19 protein-coding genes are annotated in these 17,874 nt (G+C 34.6%); 2 read left to right on the forward strand and 17 right to left on the reverse strand.

Annotation, left to right across the window (positions count from 1 at the left end; all coding sequences use genetic code 11):
• Positions 1-2 precede the first annotated feature (2 nt).
• The 15 genes from B5X47_RS07510 to B5X47_RS07580 form a co-directional block, all read right to left on the reverse strand.
• Positions 3-998, reverse strand: coding sequence for an ABC transporter permease (locus B5X47_RS07510; RefSeq protein ID WP_079589551.1), 996 nt, complete (start codon positions 996-998; stop codon positions 3-5).
• A 2-nt stretch (positions 999-1,000) separates the two neighbouring features.
• The gene (locus B5X47_RS07515) at positions 1,001-2,503 is read right to left on the reverse strand and encodes a sugar ABC transporter ATP-binding protein (protein ID WP_200805098.1); all 1,503 of its coding nucleotides are present in this window, start codon (positions 2,501-2,503) and stop codon (positions 1,001-1,003) included.
• Positions 2,504-2,674: 171 nt separating this feature from the next.
• On the reverse strand, positions 2,675-3,769 hold the full coding sequence (locus B5X47_RS07520) for a sugar ABC transporter substrate-binding protein (protein WP_079589552.1): 1,095 nt from the start codon (positions 3,767-3,769) through the stop codon (positions 2,675-2,677).
• Between the two features lie 76 nt (positions 3,770-3,845).
• On the reverse strand, positions 3,846-4,595 hold the full coding sequence (locus tag B5X47_RS07525; RefSeq protein WP_013360903.1) for a CoA-transferase subunit beta: 750 nt from the start codon (positions 4,593-4,595) through the stop codon (positions 3,846-3,848).
• Positions 4,588-5,424: a CoA transferase subunit A gene (locus B5X47_RS07530; protein ID WP_079589553.1), complete on the reverse strand. Its 837-nt coding sequence runs from the start codon at positions 5,422-5,424 to the stop codon at positions 4,588-4,590. Before B5X47_RS07530 ends, B5X47_RS07525 begins: the two co-directional genes overlap by 8 nt.
• A gap of 7 nt (positions 5,425-5,431) precedes the next feature.
• Entirely contained in the window at positions 5,432-6,763 is a 1,332-nt protein-coding gene (locus B5X47_RS07535; RefSeq protein WP_079589554.1) for a CoA-disulfide reductase, read from the reverse strand.
• Entirely contained in the window at positions 6,760-7,929 is a 1,170-nt protein-coding gene (locus tag B5X47_RS07540) for an ABC transporter substrate-binding protein (protein ID WP_079589555.1), read from the reverse strand. Before B5X47_RS07540 ends, B5X47_RS07535 begins: the two co-directional genes overlap by 4 nt.
• A gap of 5 nt (positions 7,930-7,934) precedes the next feature.
• Positions 7,935-8,192: a EutN/CcmL family microcompartment protein gene (locus tag B5X47_RS07545; protein WP_013360899.1), complete on the reverse strand. Its 258-nt coding sequence runs from the start codon at positions 8,190-8,192 to the stop codon at positions 7,935-7,937.
• 16 nt (positions 8,193-8,208) lie between these two features.
• Entirely contained in the window at positions 8,209-8,859 is a 651-nt protein-coding gene (locus B5X47_RS07550) for a phosphate propanoyltransferase (RefSeq protein ID WP_079589556.1), read from the reverse strand.
• 9 nt (positions 8,860-8,868) lie between these two features.
• Positions 8,869-9,141, reverse strand: a complete 273-nt coding sequence (locus B5X47_RS07555) for a BMC domain-containing protein (RefSeq protein ID WP_013360897.1) — start codon at positions 9,139-9,141, stop codon at positions 8,869-8,871.
• A gap of 28 nt (positions 9,142-9,169) precedes the next feature.
• The gene (locus B5X47_RS07560) at positions 9,170-9,496 is read right to left on the reverse strand and encodes a BMC domain-containing protein (protein ID WP_079589557.1); all 327 of its coding nucleotides are present in this window, start codon (positions 9,494-9,496) and stop codon (positions 9,170-9,172) included.
• Positions 9,497-9,504: 8 nt separating this feature from the next.
• Positions 9,505-9,777 (reverse strand): BMC domain-containing protein, encoded by a 273-nt coding sequence (locus B5X47_RS07565; RefSeq protein WP_013360895.1) that lies wholly within the window; start codon positions 9,775-9,777, stop codon positions 9,505-9,507.
• Positions 9,778-9,787: 10 nt separating this feature from the next.
• Complete coding sequence (locus B5X47_RS07570; protein ID WP_013360894.1) at positions 9,788-10,111, reverse strand: BMC domain-containing protein; 324 nt, start codon at positions 10,109-10,111, stop codon at positions 9,788-9,790.
• A gap of 9 nt (positions 10,112-10,120) precedes the next feature.
• Positions 10,121-11,632, reverse strand: coding sequence for an aldehyde dehydrogenase family protein (locus B5X47_RS07575; RefSeq protein WP_143215787.1), 1,512 nt, complete (start codon positions 11,630-11,632; stop codon positions 10,121-10,123).
• On the reverse strand, positions 11,619-12,467 hold the full coding sequence (locus B5X47_RS07580; RefSeq protein ID WP_079589558.1) for a class II aldolase/adducin family protein: 849 nt from the start codon (positions 12,465-12,467) through the stop codon (positions 11,619-11,621). The genes B5X47_RS07575 and B5X47_RS07580 overlap by 14 nt, the downstream gene beginning before the upstream one ends.
• A gap of 279 nt (positions 12,468-12,746) precedes the next feature.
• Between B5X47_RS07580 and B5X47_RS07585 the strand changes: the two genes are divergently transcribed.
• On the forward strand, positions 12,747-13,511 hold the full coding sequence (locus B5X47_RS07585) for a DeoR/GlpR family DNA-binding transcription regulator (protein ID WP_013360891.1): 765 nt from the start codon (positions 12,747-12,749) through the stop codon (positions 13,509-13,511).
• 98 nt (positions 13,512-13,609) lie between these two features.
• Positions 13,610-14,734: a M20/M25/M40 family metallo-hydrolase gene (locus tag B5X47_RS07590; RefSeq protein ID WP_079589559.1), complete on the forward strand. Its 1,125-nt coding sequence runs from the start codon at positions 13,610-13,612 to the stop codon at positions 14,732-14,734.
• A gap of 38 nt (positions 14,735-14,772) precedes the next feature.
• Here B5X47_RS07590 and B5X47_RS13875 read toward each other — a convergent pair whose 3' ends face one another.
• Positions 14,773-15,591 carry a fasciclin domain-containing protein gene (locus B5X47_RS13875; RefSeq protein ID WP_200805099.1) on the reverse strand — a complete coding sequence of 273 codons (819 nt, stop codon included), beginning with the start codon at positions 15,589-15,591 and terminating at the stop codon, positions 14,773-14,775.
• A 119-nt stretch (positions 15,592-15,710) separates the two neighbouring features.
• Positions 15,711-17,639 carry an HD domain-containing phosphohydrolase gene (locus tag B5X47_RS07600; protein WP_079589560.1) on the reverse strand — a complete coding sequence of 643 codons (1,929 nt, stop codon included), beginning with the start codon at positions 17,637-17,639 and terminating at the stop codon, positions 15,711-15,713.
• Between the last annotated feature and the right edge of the window lie 235 nt (positions 17,640-17,874).

Below are 17,874 nucleotides of genomic sequence, written 5' to 3' on the forward strand. Positions count from 1 at the left end.
TTCTACGCTTCGTTTTTATAATATGTTAATCCAAGTGCTAGTACTAGAACTGCTCCTTTAATTATATCCATTGAGTAATATGGAACTGAAAGCATAACTAGACCATTTGAAAGTGCAACCATAAGTAGTGCTCCAAAGAAAGTTCCTATAGCATTTGGCTTTCCAGCTCCTGCTACAGAAAAACCTATATATGCCGCAGCTACTGATTCCATTAGATATCCAGCTCCACCTGACGGATTTGACTGTCCTATACGAGCCGCAAGTAAAATTCCTCCTATTCCAGCTAATATAGCTGACATAACATAGGCAACAATAATATATTTATTTACTTTTACTCCAGATAGTCTTGCCGCTTCCTTGTTTCCACCTACTACATACATATATCTTCCATGCTTAGTATATTTTAGGAATATATGTACTACAACCATTATTAATGCCATTATAATTATTATTGTTGGAACTTTTCCAAGCTCTCTAAACATTGGAGCTATAAGTCCAGTAGAAGTAGTTCCATCTGCCATTATCATATTTTGAGATATGATTTTACCTTGAGAAAAAGTTGAAGAAACTCCGTTGAATATAAACATTGCAGCTAAGGTTGCAAGCATATCTGGAATTCTTCCTTTGATTATAAGAATAGAGTTCAAATAACCTATTACTGCCGCTATTACTACAGAAGCTGCTATAGCTACAAATATATTCTGGTCATACCAAACAAACATAGCTGTAGATACTGCCATTGTCATAGATGCAACTGAGCCTACTGATAAATCAAATCCTCCAACTACAAGGGAAATCATAACACCTGTAGCTATTACAGTTGTTATAGACATAGCTCTTAGTATATTTACTAGATTGGCAGCCTGCATGAATCTTCCATCAGTAGCAATTGTAAAAAATGCAAAAATCACTACAATTGTTAGAAGTGTTCCATAATTGTATAGAAAATCAAAAAAACTAAATTTTTTATTTTGCTTTGAACTTGTCTTAGTGTTCATTATTAATTCCCTCCTGCTGAATAAAATAGGATTTCATCCTCAGAAGCATCCTTTGTAACCAGCTCTTTTGCTATTTTTCCATCGTACATTACGTATATTCTATCAGAAATACCAAGTATTTCTTGAGTTTCGCATGTTGCATATATTACTGATTTGCCTTTAGTTACTAATCTTCCTATTAATTCGAATATATCTGATTTTGCTCCTACATCTACTCCTTTTGTAGGCTCATCAAATATATATAAGTCAGCATCTGCTATTAGCCATTTTCCTACTGCTACCTTTTGCTGATTCCCTCCAGAAAGATAAGCTACCTTTTGTTTTTCATGAGGAGTTTTTATTCCTAAATCCTTTATAGTTTTAAGCGATACATCGTGCTCTTTTTTAAACTGTACAAAATTGTTTTTAGAAAAATTCTCCAAACTAGGTAGAGTTAAATTAGTTACAACCGACTCCTCAACTAATACTCCTTCTTTTCTTCTTTCCTCTGGTACTAGTGCTATTCCTTCACTAACAGCATGATAAGGAGTTTTCAGATTTAATTTTTTTCCATTTAGAGTTATTTCTCCTGCAGTTATTTGCTCAGCTCCAAATAATGCTTTGCAAAGCTCTGTTTTTCCTGCTCCAACAAGACCAGCTATTCCTACTATTTCACCTTTTCTAATATCAAGATTAACGCCTTTTAGTGTTTTGTTATCCTGAAGGTTTTTAACGCTAAAGCACACTTCTCCGATGTTGGCATCATACTTAGGGTAGCTCTCATCTAAGCTTCTTCCAAGCATATATTCAACCACTTGCTTTTCATTTGTATCCTTAATTTTCATCTGAGTAATAAACTGGCCATCTCTCATTATTGTTATATCATCGCAGATTGTAAAAATTTCAGGTAATCGGTGAGATATGAATATAATTCCTACTCCTTTTTCCTTTAGCTCAGCTACTACTTTAAAAAGCTCGTCTGTTTCAGATTTTGACAATGGTGCAGTTGGTTCATCAAGTATAAGAAGTGAGCAGTTTTGTGCTATGGCTCTTGCAATTAGAATCATTTGCTTTTGAGCAAGAGAAAGCTCTTCAACTTTTTTGCTTACTGGGATATTTAAGTTAAGATGCTCTAAAACTTCTTTAGCTTTTCTGTTTATTTCTCTCCAGTTTACAAAATGCTTATGGTCCATTTCATTTACCATCTGATCTAGCAGTATGTTTTCAGCTACAGTAAGGTAAGGAATAAGTGCCACGTCTACCTCTTGATAAACTATCTGTATCCCATAATCTTTTGATTCTTTTGTCGTTCTAATATTAGCTTGCTTGTCATTAATCATTATATTGCCGCTCCAGTGAGAATAGGCACCTGATAGAATTTTCATAAGTGTAGATTTTCCAGCACCATTGGCACCTATAAGGGCATGAACAGTTCCTCCATGTGTGGCAAACTTTGCTCCCTTTAATGCCTTTACTCCTGGAAACTCAATAGAAATATCCTGCATTTCTACTTTAAAGGTTTCCAATTTAAATCACCTCAAATTATATTTTTGAAACTTTATATTAATATCTTATTTTATATATAAGACCAATTAAATTCAATTTAATATCAAGGTTCTAAAAGTGTAAGAAATCGTTTTATCCAAATAGTAAATAGAGGAGAAGAAAGAATAACTCCTCCTTCTCCGCAGTCAAATTTAATTGCTTCCTTTGATTTGTTTCATCCAATCTTCGTTAAATGTCTCTGATTTACCCCAAGTATCGTATACGTCTGCTAGAGTTTCAACTGTAACTTGTCCGCCTGCTTTCATTAAATCTTCTTGTGCTATAGTAGTTGCTGGTATTTCATATGTTGCTGGTGTTTCTTCTCCTGCAATTTTCTTAGCTAGTAATCTAACGTTAAGTGTTCCTACAAGCTTAGCATCAGCAGCTGCAGTAAGTACCCATGGAGAGTTTTCTGCTTGCATCATCTGAAGGTCAGCATTTGAAACGTCGATACCAAAGATTTTGATTTCAGTTCTGTTATTTTCGTTAAGTGCAGTAAACGCCCCTGTAGCAAATGCATCCCAGCTAGCCCAGATAGCATCTACTTCGCCTTTAGGGAATCTTGTTAATAAAGAGCCTATAGCATTTGCATTAAGCCCTGCAACGTTTGTAAAGTCTCCTACTTCACCTACAACTGCTACTTCTTCAATTTTACCTTCTTTTACGTATTCTTGATAGATTTGCTCTCTTCTCTCCATTGGAGGGAATCCAGCTACCCACATTTTGATAATTTTTGGAGTTTTTCCAGGGTTAGCTGCAATAAGTGCATCTAAAGATAACTTTGCTAGTGAAAAATCATCTTGAGCTGTAGTTGTTACGCCTTCAACCTCAGCATTTGTATCAAATGCTACTACAGGTATACCTTTTTCTGTTGCTTGCTCGATTAAAGCCTGAGCATTGTCTTGTCCATGAGATACAACTATTCCATCATAGTCACCTAGTAAAACTTGGTTGAATATGTCTTCAAACTTTGCGTTGTTTCCATCTGTTGTAAATGTATCAACACCAAATCCTAATGACTTACCTTCTTCAACTGCTCCAGCTAAAAACTGAGCTGTATGCTCGTCAGCGCCTAGATTTCTAATTACAGCGATTTTTATGTCGCCTTTTTCAGCTAATGGTGTACCTTCGTACATTGCTACAGCTGAATCACCACTTGCTTCATCTGTGCTAGCGCCGCCTGAGCAGCCTGCTAGAGATGCTACTGCCATTACCAATACTAGTAAAAACGATAATTTTCTTTTCACTTTTTATTCCTCCTTGTAATTATCTATGGATAAATTTAAGTATCCATCAAAGTAATAGTAGCTTATGCTACATCTCCTACTTAGAAAACTCCTTATAACGCACACCTTTTGGATCAATACGCTTTATTAAGCTTAGCTCTTCTCTTGTAGGCTCCATAATGGTTGGAACAGTTTCTTCAAATATTGTAAATCCAGTATTAGCTTTTACTTCTTCTATCGTAGTATTTGGGCTGATGCTATCTAGATATAATCTAGAATTCTCATAACCAAATATACAAAGTGGAGTAACTATTTTATGAATATTTCCTCTTGTAGTAACAAAATCAACATTTTCTACAAAGGTTCTTTTGTCATGCTTAGTTCTCCAAATTATAGCTTTTTTTGCTGTTGGGATAAGTACAGCGCTACCAGCTCCACCTGGCAATCTAACCTTAGGCTTTGAGTAGCTTCCGATTACAGATGCGTTGACATTGCCACTTGCATCGAACTGGACTCCGCTTAAAAAAGCTACATCTAAGCCACCTCTCATAGAAAGGTCAAATATTTTTTCTAGTGGAAATATTGCTTCAGAATTATCCCAAAGCTCTTCTCCTGCTGATGAATACTCAGATGTCTTAAATGATGAGGAATTCACTCCGCCAGGGATATTTAAAAGTACAGCATCTGGAGCATATAAAGCTTTTGCTAGCTTCATAGCCACCATAGGAAGCGAAGAGGAAACTCCATGAAAGATAGTTTCATCGTTTTTCAGCATCCTAGCTATTGCACATATCATTATATCTGCTGGATGATGAGGCTTATTTGCAGTATACGAGGTACTATACACTATAAAACGCCCCCTTTACAGAATCTTTAGCTTCATAATATGCTAAATATTTTTCTATATGCTCTTTAGAACAATTACTTGTAAAGTCCTTTAGAATCTTTTCGTCTATGTCATATAGTCCAGGACAGCTACATGGTGATGCTCCTTTTGGAATAACAACTATAGAATCTACGAGAAAACCAGGTATAGCTATATTTTGCATTTGCTTAGAAAATTTGCTTTTATTAACAAGCTTCTCTGTTGTCAAAATTACTCTTTTTGCTGAAAGAGATATTAATTCGTCATCGAATTTAGGACCATAAATAACAGCATTTCCTTCCTTGTCGCATTCATGAACATGAATAACTGCAACATCTGGATTTATACTTTTTACTACAGTCACGCTTTCACCACTAAAAGGATCTGTTATTTTTCTAAAATAATCGTTTTCCGCAATTAAATCACTATGAACTAATCCTTTTACTGGCATGAAGTTAAGTCCTGCTTTAGCAGCTCTAAGAGCGCACATAACAGTATAGCAAGCATGTTCATTGGCTTTTATTTTTCCAGTTTCCACAGCTTTTCTATAATGATTAGCAAGTCCAAACTCAGTTTCATAGCTTATAAAGCCTGCATCAACTATACTCACGCAATCAGAGCCACAAAGTAAATCCACATCATGGGCTCCTGCTGTTTTTACTATTCTTAAGTCTCTTTTTTTGCTTCTAACTATCTCTCTAACAAAAGCCATCGGAGCTCTGTGAAGCACGTTGCCTCCTATTGCTATCGTCATCTTATCTTCAATTAAATTTACTGCCTCTTTCAAGGTTTTAATTTTATTTGCTGTCATTTTTCACCTACTTTACAGCATTTGCCGCTATATTTACAGCATCCCATACACCAGAAAATGGTGGTGCATAGCATAAATCAGCCATCCCTATATCTTCTGCTGTCATTTTTGCTTGGATAGCTATAGCAAACATATCCACTCTAAGAACAGCTCCTTGCTTTCCTGCAATCTGAGCTCCAAGTATCCTATGAGTTCGCTTTTCATATATCAGCTTAATATATAATGCTTCTCTATTTGGATAGTATGGAGGATGGTTATAGTCTTTTACAAAAACCGTATCATAATCAAGCTTCATAGCCTTTGCTTCGCTTTCTCCTATACCTGTTCTTGCCATCTCCATATCCATTATTTTGATAGCTGCTGAACCTAAAGCTCCAATAAATTTCTGATGCTGACCAGATAAATTATTTCCTACAATTTTACCGCATTTGTTTGCTGTAGTTCCCAGTGGAATATAGGAATTTTCTTCTTTTACCATATGGTAAACCTCCGCACAGTCCCCAGCAGAGTAGATGTCACTTACGCTTGTTCTCATCTCTCTATCGATAATTACTGCACCATTTTTAGCTAAATCAATACCTGAGCCTTTTAGAAAGTCTGTAGATGGCTTTACTCCTATTGATAAAATCACCATATCTGCATCGTAGTCACCTTTAGATGTTTTTATTCCAGTTACAGTTTCTGTGCCTTTTATAATTTCAAGCTCTTCATCTAGCAAGAGCTCTACTTCATGATTTTTTAGAGTTTTTTCTGCAATTTCAGAAATTTCTTTATCAAAAGAGGTTAGAATTCTCTCACTTTTTTCAAGCACTTTTACATTCTTTTCAAGCTCTACCATCGCTTCAGCCAGTTCTATTCCAATATAGCCTCCGCCTACTATGACTACATTTCTCACTTCGCTTTTTGAAGCTGCTTCTCTTAGCTTTATTCCGTCTTCTAAGGTTTTGAGTACAAATACTCCAGATAAATCCTTTCCCTTAAAGTTTGGAACTATAGGATGAGCTCCCGTAGAAATCATGAGCTTGTCGTATTTATCTATAAACATGCTTTTTGAGATTAAATCTCTTACCATTATAGTTTTGTTTTGAGGGTCTACTTTTATTACTTCATGATTTGTAAATGTACTAATTCCAGCTTTTTCAAAATCTTCCTGAGTTCTTATTATCATTTTTTTGTAGTCGTCATTGACTCCTGAAACATAATAGGGAAGACCACAGGCTCCATAAGATAAAAAACTTCCTTTTTCATAAACTACAACCTGAGCTTGGGGATCTAATCTTTTTAGCTTTGATGCAGCAGACATTCCTGCAGCTACACCACCTATAACTATAAGTTTCATTTAGATTCCTCCATTTTCAGCTTCATAACTTGATTATGCATATTCTTTAAAGCACTCGCAGGCAAAGCTTTATCTGTAAACACACTATATACTCCTTTGTATATAGGTTCCATGAGCTTTCCAGCATTTAGCATCTTTGGCAAAGGCTTTGCATATTTAGTTACCAAATCATAATGAATTTCATACCAAGGATAATTATCTTTATCTGCTTCATATGTTGATTTCCTAACAGGAGAGCCTGCATAGCTTCCAACATACTTATCAACTTCTTTACTAGTAAGATATTCAAGTAGTTTTATTGCTTTGTCTTTTCTAGATGAAGCTTTTGATACTCCAAAGCTCCAGGTTACGTTCCAGCTAGTATTTAGGGCTAAGAATCCAACATCTTCTTTATCTATACAGTTTTCATCCATAACCATACCCAGTTGTCCTCCCCAGGTGATTGTCATAGGGACTTCTTTATTTTGAAATGCTTTTCTTACTTCATCATTTGCAAAATTTTCTGTCCCTGACACTGCGTAGGATTTAAGTTCTAAATATTTATTTAGTGCGTTAAGACAACCTATATCATCTAGCTGTGGCATATGAGTATTTTCATCAAACGGTTCAATTCCTTCGTTTCTTATAAAAGGAAGAATATCTAAAAATATCTCAGATTCATGAGCTTTCATAGCCACTGAAGGCTTTGAAGTTTCCTTATAGTATTTTCTTGCTATATCTAGATATTCATCTGTAGTTATGGATTTTTTATTTATTTTTCCATATACAGGCTCTATCATAGACTTTCTATATAGCATTATATGTCCATCGCAAAATGAAGGATAAAGATATTTTTTCCCATCTATCTTCATTTCATCTCTTACAACCTCAGTTATATCCATTTCGTCATAAGCTTTATCTGAGGGCTCTGTTAGCTGAGCTAAATAGTCCTTTGCAACAAAATCCTTAAGCCATAGATGTCCAGCCACCATAACTATGTCATAATCCAGCTCGCCAGCAAATGCTTTCATGAGCTTTTCATAATAGTTTTCAAAAGGAATAATGTCAAATTCTACATCAATTCCATGAGTGGCCTTAAACTTATTTAGAATCGAATATTCTGATTTCACGTATACATTTACTGCTGGATCAGCAACAGCCAATACCTTCACTAAATTTTCCATCATTAGAATCACCCTTTGTCCGGCTCTGAATCTACAATTCCAACCACTACGGCATCTATAGGTGCATCGTTGTCAAGAGCTTTAAGCGCTGGGCTTCCTTGACTTAAAAGAACTAACTCTCCAAGTCCCGCTCCTAGTCTATCTGCCGCAATTAGTGTATCTTTTTTATTTCCGTAATAAGGCTCTACAATCAGTAGTTTATATCCGACAAGCCTTTCATGCTTTCTGGTAGAAATTATATTTCCTTTTACTTTACCAAGTAACATGAATCTTGCCCTCCTCTCATTTCACCAGCTCTAGTAAATCGCCGTTTTGGATTAAAAATGCATTGGCATCGTCTGTATCTATATGAAAATCCAGCTTATAGCGTGGATTTACACGTATAGTAACGTTTGATAACACTCCGCCTTTTTTACCATTGACAACCACTGATACCTTTTGTCCATTTTTTACACCATAATTTTCTGCATCCTCTGGAGTCATGTGTATATGCCTATCCGCTATGATTACCCCTTCTCTTAGCTCAATACTACCCTTTGGACCTTTTATAGTCACTCCAGAGGTGTTGGCTAAGTCACCTGAGTTTCTAACCTCTAAATTAAGTCCTAGCGTTCTAGCTTCTGATTTCGTGAGCTCTATTTGAGTTTTATTTCTTAGAGGCCCTAAAACTCTGATATTTTCTATTTTTCCTTTATCAGTTATCAAGGTAACCTTTTCCTTTGCTGCATATTGACCTGGTTGAGAGATTTCCTTTTCAACTGTAAGCTCATAGCCTTTTCCAAATAAAGCTTCTAAATCTTCCCTGCATAGATGAAGATGCCTTGCAGATACTGAAACTGGTACTTTATTATACTCATTTATTAGTAAGCCACTGGTCTTTAGCTCTTGCATAACCAGCTTTGCAATTTCCTTTTTCAAATCATGTTTATCCATGATATATCACTATCCTATTATAGGTAATACCTTTTTTACATCCTCAGATGGTCTAGGTATTACATGGACAGCTACTACTTCTCCTAATCTTTGAGCACTCTCAGCTCCAGCTTCTACCGCTGCTTTTACTGCTCCTACATCTCCTTGCACTACTATTGTAACTAGTCCAGAGCCTATTTTCTCAGTTCCAATCACCTTTACATCTGCTGCTTTTAGCATTGTATCTGCCGCTTCAACTGCTGCAGTTAATCCTCTAGTTTCTATCATTCCTAAAGCTTCCATTTATTTATCTCCTCTCAGATACAGTAAATTAATTATTTACCTTCAAAGTTTCTTCATTTATAATTTTTTCACTCGATATTACATATTTTAGTATTTCAGGATGAGGTTTAGAAATCACAATTGCATTTTTGAGGTGATTTATATGCTTACCTTCTCCTAGTTTTTTTACTAACTCTATAGCGTTTGACACTTCAGAAACAGATCCTCCTACAAATAGGGTTATCAGTTTGCCTCCTAGAGTAGTCTCTTTTCTTAGAAATTCTACGTTTGAGGATTTTAACATTTCATCTAGCATTTCAATTGCTACAGTAAAGTATAACGTCTCTACAACGCCTACTGCTTCATATGTTTTCACGCAAACACCTACTTAATTGCAGGCAGTAATTGCTCAAGTCCCATTGATGGTCTAGGAATTACATGAACTGCCACAACCTCACCTAATCTTTGAGCGCTTTCAGCTCCAGCTTCAACTGCTGCCTTTACCGCTCCTACTTCTCCTTGTACTACTACAGATACAAGACCTGAACCTATTTTTTCTGTTCCTACTACTTCTACATTTGCAGATTTTATCATAGCATCTGTAGCCTCTATAAGTGCAACCAATCCTCTTGTTTCAATTATTCCTAATGCTTTCATGCCAAACCTCCTATTTCATTTTAAATTTTCCAAGCTTTAATATCGAATCAATTTCACTTGCTTTTCTTGATATCATATGAGTTAGAATATCTTTTTCATCGATGTACTTAAGAGCTGTTGCTTTAGCTATTTCTAAAGCATCCTTTACACTCGATACATCGCCTTCAAACTTGACCTGAAATACATTTGGTATTTTAGCCTTGTCTCCTTCTGAAGGATTATTGCAGTCTATCCCAAGTATTTTAATATCCGAGCCTTTGCACGCTTTGTCCATAGCATCAAGTGCTACGCTGAGTCCAAGCACTTCAAGGCACCCAATTGCTTTACTACTCATCACACTCACCTACACTATTCTAAATCCACCCTCTGCCAAAACGCATCTTCTTACTCTTGTAAACGTTTTTGCAGATGTGATTCCTTCTCCTGTTGGTCCAGCGATAGTAAAGGTTGCATTACCTTCTCCTTTATATCCAACGCCTGCTAAAGTAGGAGCATTTTTTACAAATATGGTTGTATTTATTGCTCTTGCAAACTTAGTCATGTTATCCACATTTCTAGAGAAAATCGATGCTGTGTGTTTGTTTGCACCTTCTGCTTTTACAGCTAGCTTTATAGCTTCATCCACATCACTACATCTTACAAGTGGAAGTATTGGCATCATTTGCTCTAGGGTTACATAAGGGTGGTCACTGTCAACTTCACATATAAGCAACTTCACATCTTGCTTAGCTATACCTATTTCACTCAAAATTTTTGAGGCATCTTTGCCTACCCAATTTTTATGAACGTGGTATTTCTTTTTCAAAGACAAGGTACAGCTTTTTGCACCTAGATCCTCGTCTTCTACTAAAGTTACCTTCATTACCTTTTCAAGCTCTTCTTGATTTAGCATATATGCTCCATTTGAAAGCATATTATAAATCAAATCATCTGCAACCTGATTTACAACAAAGACTTCTTTTTCAGCTATACAAAGTATATTATTATCAAATGAAGCCCCTTCAATTATCCCTTTGGCTGCTAAATTCATATCAGCTGTTTCATCAACTACAACTGGTGGATTACCTGCTCCAGCTCCAATGGTTTTTTTGCCTGATTTCAATAGAGATTTAACTAGTCCTGGTCCACCTGTTCCCACCATCATACTGATTCTAGGATGAGAAGAAAGCTGGTTTACTGTCTCTATTGTAGGCTCTTTCACCATAGTTACTAGGTTTTGTGGTCCTCCTGCTTTTAATACAGCTTTATTGATTAGCTCAACTGTATATGCACTGCTTTTCTTAGATGATGGATGTACATTAAATACAACGCTGTTCCCGCCAGAAATCATTGAAATTGCATTATTTATAAGGGTCTCGACAGGATTTGTAACTGGTGTAACAGCACCTATAACTCCAAATGGAGCCATTTCTTCTATAGTTAATCCGTAATCTCCCGAAATTGCGCTTGTTTTGATATCTTCAGTGCCAGGTGTTTTTGAAGCTGCAAGATTTATCTTTGCTATTTTATCTTCATATTTTCCTAGCTTTGTTTCCTCATATACAAGCCTTGCAAGATTTTCTATATCTCCTAAAACTTCTTTTCTAATTGATTGAATCATTTTTTCTCTATCTTCTAGCCTATAGCTAGTCAATATTATGTGAGCCTCAAGTGCTGATTCAACTGCTAAATCTATACTTTCAAATATTCCATTTGCATTTTGTGAAAAATCTATATTTGTTTTATTTGGGAGCATGTTGATTTCTTTTGGTTTTACTTGTTCAATTACTGGCTCTAGTTTGCTTAATACTTGCTCTATTATTTTTTCAACATCTCTTTCAGTGATAAAATCCTGCACTATATCACCTGCTTTCACTTAGCTTTAAAAGGATTTTTTCAGTTACCTTAGATACTATGCTTTCTAATATTTCTTCTTTGTTTTCTGATTTATATTCTAGTTTAGTTTCTTTTTGTTTTCCTAAAACAACAGAATTTTGGGATTCTATCGTTGAAGCTGAAGAACAACTAGGTACTCCGCCTGTTTTTATTCCCATTTTTTCTCTTATGTCTATTAATGTGCCTACCTGTTCACAATTGAGCTCGTTTGTCTCGCCTATAATTCTAGATGTATACATCAAAATAGTCGCATAGTGCTCTAGTGTTTCTAATCTATGGTATGCTTCTTCCAAGGTTTTCCCCCAAGTAAGCGCTCCATGATTTGCCAGTAGCACTGCATTATGAGTATTGCAAAATGGAGCTACAGAATCTGGTACTTCATTAGTTCCTGGAGTAGCATATGGAGCTATAGGAACCCTTCCTAACAAAACCACAGCTTCAGATAAAAGCGGCTTATTCAGTTCAATCCCTGCAATTGAAAACGATGTTGCAACTGGAGGGTGAGCATGAGTAACTGCAGTGATTTCTTCATTTTCTTGGTATACTCTCAAATGCATCTTCATTTCCGATGATGGCATTAATCTTCCAGCTATTCGTTCCCCTTTTAGGTTTACCTTGACTAGCATGTCAGGTGTCATAAATCCTTTTGAAACTCCAGTAGGAGTACAAATAACAGCATTCTTACCTACTCTTACAGATATATTGCCATCGTTTGATGCCACAAAATTTCTGTCATACATTCTTTTTCCTATCTGACAAATCATTTTTTTGGCTTCAAATTCTGGCATATAGGTTTGTCCTTTTAGATAATACATTTCACACCTCCTTTATTACGGTAATGTATATTCTAAATTAAGTATATTATCCATTATTTATTTGGTTTTGTAAAGTTTTTATTTTGTTTTATGTTTGATATTTTTTGTTTTGTTGTTTTTAACTAAAAGCTCTATTTTTCAAATAAAAAGCTATTCTTTTTTACATTTTTATATTAATATTATATTAACAACATGATGAATTTCTAAAAAACAAATAAAAAATCCACATAAACACAGATATTTTAATTTCGTATTCAAAAAAATTTAGGAGGAAGCTCTATGCTTGCCATTACAAGAAAAAATAAAATTAAAGAAATTATAATTCAAAAGAAAAGCGTAACTGTTTCTGAGCTTTCGAAAACGTTTAACGTGACTGAAGAAACCATCAGAAGAGATTTACAGCTATTAGAAGAGGAAGGCTTTTTAAAGAGAATTTATGGCGGAGCATATATAGACGAGTCTGTCCAAAGTGATGCATCTGTGAGTCTAAGAGAAAAAATACTAGTTAAGGATAAGGAAAAAATTGCAAAAGAGTGTATTCCTCTTATCAAAGATGGAGATTCAATATTCCTGGATTCTTCAACTACATCTTTATATATTGCAATGAAAATCGCAAAAAAAAGAATCAGCGTTATTACCAACTCATTAAAAATAGCTATGCTTTTGTCTAGCTCTGAAAATATAAAATTATTTTTAATTGGAGGAGTTTTTGATAATTACTCCATGTCATTTTTAGGTGGAAGCGTACTTCAAGATATGAAGCGTTACTTCTTTGATAAAGCTTTTGTTTCTTGTAGCTCTGTTCATATGAAATTTGGCATCACAGATTCAAATGAACAACAAGCAGAAATCAGAAGAATAGCAATTGAGCATTCTAATCGTACATTTTTGGTTGTAGATCATACAAAATTCAATAGAACCTCTTTTTCTCTGATAGCTCCTCTATCAAGTATAGATGCTATGGTAGTCAATAGACCTTTATCAGATGAATGGACTAACCTACTCCAAGAACTTAATATAGAGCTTATTCAGCCTACTTCATAAATTTAATTTTGTTTTTCTGAATTTTGTTGTATTATATATGAGTAATGATTTTTATATAAAATTATTTATTCATATAACTATGTATAGGAGTGACTCAAATGAACAAAACTAGACTTAAAGACAATTTTATTGAAATGGTAAAAATCTACTCTCCATCAAAAAAAGAAGGTAACTATGCTAAGTACTTAGTAACCCTATTAACTGAAATGGGAGCAGAGATTTACTTAGATAACGGAAATGTGAAGTACGATGGAGATAGCCCTACTATCTTTGCAAAGTTTGCTGGAACTGTGCCAGGCGATGGAGTCACTTTTTCTGCTCATATGGATGTAATAGAGCCAAACGAAAACCTTAAAGTAATCGAGGAAGGTTTAATCATAAAAACAGATGGAACAACTACTCTTGGTGCAGATGATAAAGGAGGAGTTGCTGCAGTAATTGAAGCTATAAGAACTATAAAAGAAGAAAATATTGCTCATAGAGATATATTTGCTATATTTACTCCTGCAGAGGAAATAGGCATGTTAGGCGCTAAAAATATAGACTGGGATAAAGTTCCAAGCCATATGCAACCTGCTAAAAACATGATAGTCCTAGATAACTCAGGAGCAGCTGGAACTGTTGCTCACTCTGCCCCTAGCAGATATTTTGTAAAAGCTACATTCAGTGGTAAAAAAGCTCATGCTGGTATTGAACCAGAAAAGGGTATCAATGCTATCTTGATGGCTGCTGAGGCTCTTTCGAATATGAATATAGGAAGAATTGACGAGCTTACAACATCTAACTTTTCATCAATCAAATCTGACTTCCCTACTAATGTAGTTCCTGATGCTTGTGAATTTACTGGAGAAATTAGAAGTCATTCTGAAGAAAAAATAATGGAAATAATAAAAGAGTATGAAAAAGCTATCAAAAGTGCTACTGAGAAATTTGGTGGAAGCTATAAGCTTGAATATGTGTGTGAATTCCCTGTTTTAAAACCTCTGGATGATTTAAAATTTGCAAAGGAATTTGCAAAGGTATATGAGGACATGGGCATCGAATCTAAGCTGATTGTTATAGGCGGAGGTTCAGACAGCAATATATTTGCTCAGAAGGGCTTTAACTCAATTATTCTAGCAGTTGGAATGAATAATGTTCATACAGTAGAGGAATACATGGCTTTAGAGGATTTGTACAAAACTACTGAGGCTCTTGTAAAATATATAGAAAAAAACATTTAATTTATCAAAAAAAATACAGACTCAAGGTCTGTATTTTTTTAGCTTTCTGGAATTATAACTTCATCTATTACGTGTATAACACCATTTGATGCTTCAATGTCAACAGCTATAACCTTAGCTTGGTTTACCATTACATTTGAACCATCAATTGTTATTTTTACATCTTTACCATTTAACATTGTTGCTTTTTCTAAATTAACAACATCAGAGCTCTTAACTTCACCAGCTACAACATGATATGTCAATATATCAATTAGCTTGGCTTTGTTTTCTGGTAATAGTAAGCTTTCAACTGTTCCAGCTGGTAACTTTGCAAAGGCTTCATCTGTTGGAGCAAATACTGTAAATGGACCATCACCTTTTAAAGCGCCTATTAAGTCAGCTGCCTCAAGCGCTGCTGCCAAAGTTTTAAAGCTTCCTGCTTCAACTGCAACATCTATAATATCTTTTGGAAGATTAATTTCTGCTTTCATTCCATCATAGGTAACCTTAAGTCCCATGATGTCATGAAGAGTCATTTCGCTAATATACAATCTTCCATGCATTAATGTAGGTGGATGATCTAATCTTACAGACATACCTCCTACCATAGCCATGTCATTTCCTGCTTTAAACATTACATCCTTGCCATCAAATACTGTAGAAGCGGCTAAATCCTTTTGGTTCCACATAAGCTCTAGATTTAAAGCATTTGCTAAATACCTCAGTGGAAGCATCTTCACTCCAGAATGTTCCATAATCATTCCACCTGTATTGTTTCCATTGATATATAGATTGTACTCGTTAGCAAAAGATTGTGCCGGTATTAATGTCATCATTAAAAGTAGTACCATCAAAACGCTGACTTTCTTTACCATAATCTTTTCTCCTCTCAAGAGTTAAAACATAAATAGCTGGAAATTAAATTCCTTAAGTTTATACCCTTAGGTATATAGTCCAATCACAATTATCAATTGATAATCATATTTATTTTCTTTTATAAAAAAGGTTTGTCAGAAGTTATATGCTTTACTATATCTGGGTCAAACTGAGTTCCAGAATTATTTTTAATCTCCTCTAATGCTTCTTGAATGCTTAAGGTTTCCTTATAGCTTCTAAAAGAAGTCATCGCATCAAAAGCATCTGCAATTTGAATTATCCTAGCAATAAAAGGAATTTCATCTTGCTTTAATCCTCTAGGATAACCTGTTCCATCCCATCTTTCATGATGAGAAAGTGCACATTCAGCAAGAGGTGCGTATTCATCTACAGATTTCAAAATATGGTACCCAATTTCTGGATGTCTTCTTATCTCTATCATTTCACTCTCTGAAAAAATTCCAAACTTCGTAAGAACTTCATTATTGATGGCTATTTTTCCTATATCATGCATCAATCCTGCTAGCTCTATTTCTTTAAGCGTTTGCTGGTTAAGGTTTAAAAGCTCTCCTATTTTAACAGCTATTTTGCTTACATTTTCGGAATGTCTTTTTTCTTTGCTGTCTGCTTGATTTAAAGTTTGAAGTATCAGACTTATAGTTTTATTCCTCATGCTTTGACTTTCTGTAAGCTTCTTTCTATACATATGCTCTTCAGCTTTGGAAAAAATTTCACTAACTGGCTGAGTTGCATTTGTTTTGGTGTCAAAGCCTATTGACACAGATATTATTATATTGTCCATTTTTGTGTTCTCAATCGAAGCATATATTCTTTCTATTATATTAGAAGCCTCTTGCTCAGATGTTTTTGGAAGAAGTATAACAAACTCATCTCCACCTATTCTAGCTATTATGTCATCAAAACGGCATTCAGTTTTTAAATTTTCAGCTACTTTAACAAGCAGTTCGTCTCCTTTTTTATGCCCAAAAGCATCATTTGTAAGCTTAAGTCCATTTACATCTAATAGTGCAATAGTAAGTGGAAGATTTCTTTCAGTATCTAGTCTTAGTAACTCTTCCTCAAAAAAATGTCTATTATATAGTCCTGTGAGCTGATCATGAAAGCTCAAATATCTTATTTTTTCTGAAAAATAAACTTCTTCAGTAACATCACTAAATACCGTAGCAAACTGATTTGATTTAGGACTATAAACGTTAACACTAAAGTACTTCATTAAATTTCTAGCATAATGTTGAAATTTATTAGGCTCACCAGTTAGTGCGACCTTCCCATATAAATCTATCCAGTACTGCTCAGTCTTTGGAAGAACTTGTTTTACAGTCTTTCCTTTTAATTCATCTATTTTCAGACCTGTAATTGTTTCAAAGGCTTTATTTGCTTCCAAAAATTTATAGTCAATAGGCTTTCCTGCTTCATCACATATAATTTCATGAAGCGCAAAACCTTCATTCATATTGTCAAAAAGACTCTGAAATCTTCGCTTTATTTCTATTTCTTTTTTTGAATTTTTTCTTGTAGCTATGCTTATATATGCTAGAGCAAACAGTAATACTGCAAGCATAGAAAAAGCCCCTATCCTTGCTCTATTAGCTTGATTTTCTGCCAAAACCCTTGGGGAAATATCATGCACGATGGACAACAATGCCTCATCTCCATTTTGATAAAAAATAGGAGAAGAGTATACTTCTACGTATTTTATTTCACCGTTTTTTAGCTTATGCTTAAATTCGAAATAAGTTCTTTCTTGGTTTTTTGCAAGCTGCATTTCAGCTTTAATCTCTTTTTCATCTAATATATTTATTTGGCTTATATTCATTGACTTTAGCTCAGACAATGAATATCCATAAAATTTTTGAGCTGCTTTATTAGCATCCAAAATTTTACCTGAATCTGAATCCAAAATAAGCATAACTGAGCCATGACTATGAAAAAGCTCATCTCTTTTATAAATATCAGATTCTGAATACGAAGATATAGGAGCGATAATACTAAATATAATTATTAATATAACAATAAAGTTTTTCAATATTCTCGCCTCCCTTAGTCTTTATTCTTGATTATTAAGATTTCTAATCAGTAATTCTTAAGCTATTAACAGCATTCCTAAAATATTTTAAACCTATTAAAGCATGTTATATACAAAATATACCTCATTATTTATAATTTGTATAGTCAAAAAGTCCCTATTTTTATTAAAAATACCCTACCTTTTTCCTTAGCAAACAATTATTTATACTGATAAATTTTTTTCTGTTTATCTG

The organism is Acetoanaerobium noterae, from assembly GCF_900168025.1.
Lineage (GTDB): Bacteria > Bacillota > Clostridia > Peptostreptococcales > Filifactoraceae > Acetoanaerobium > Acetoanaerobium noterae.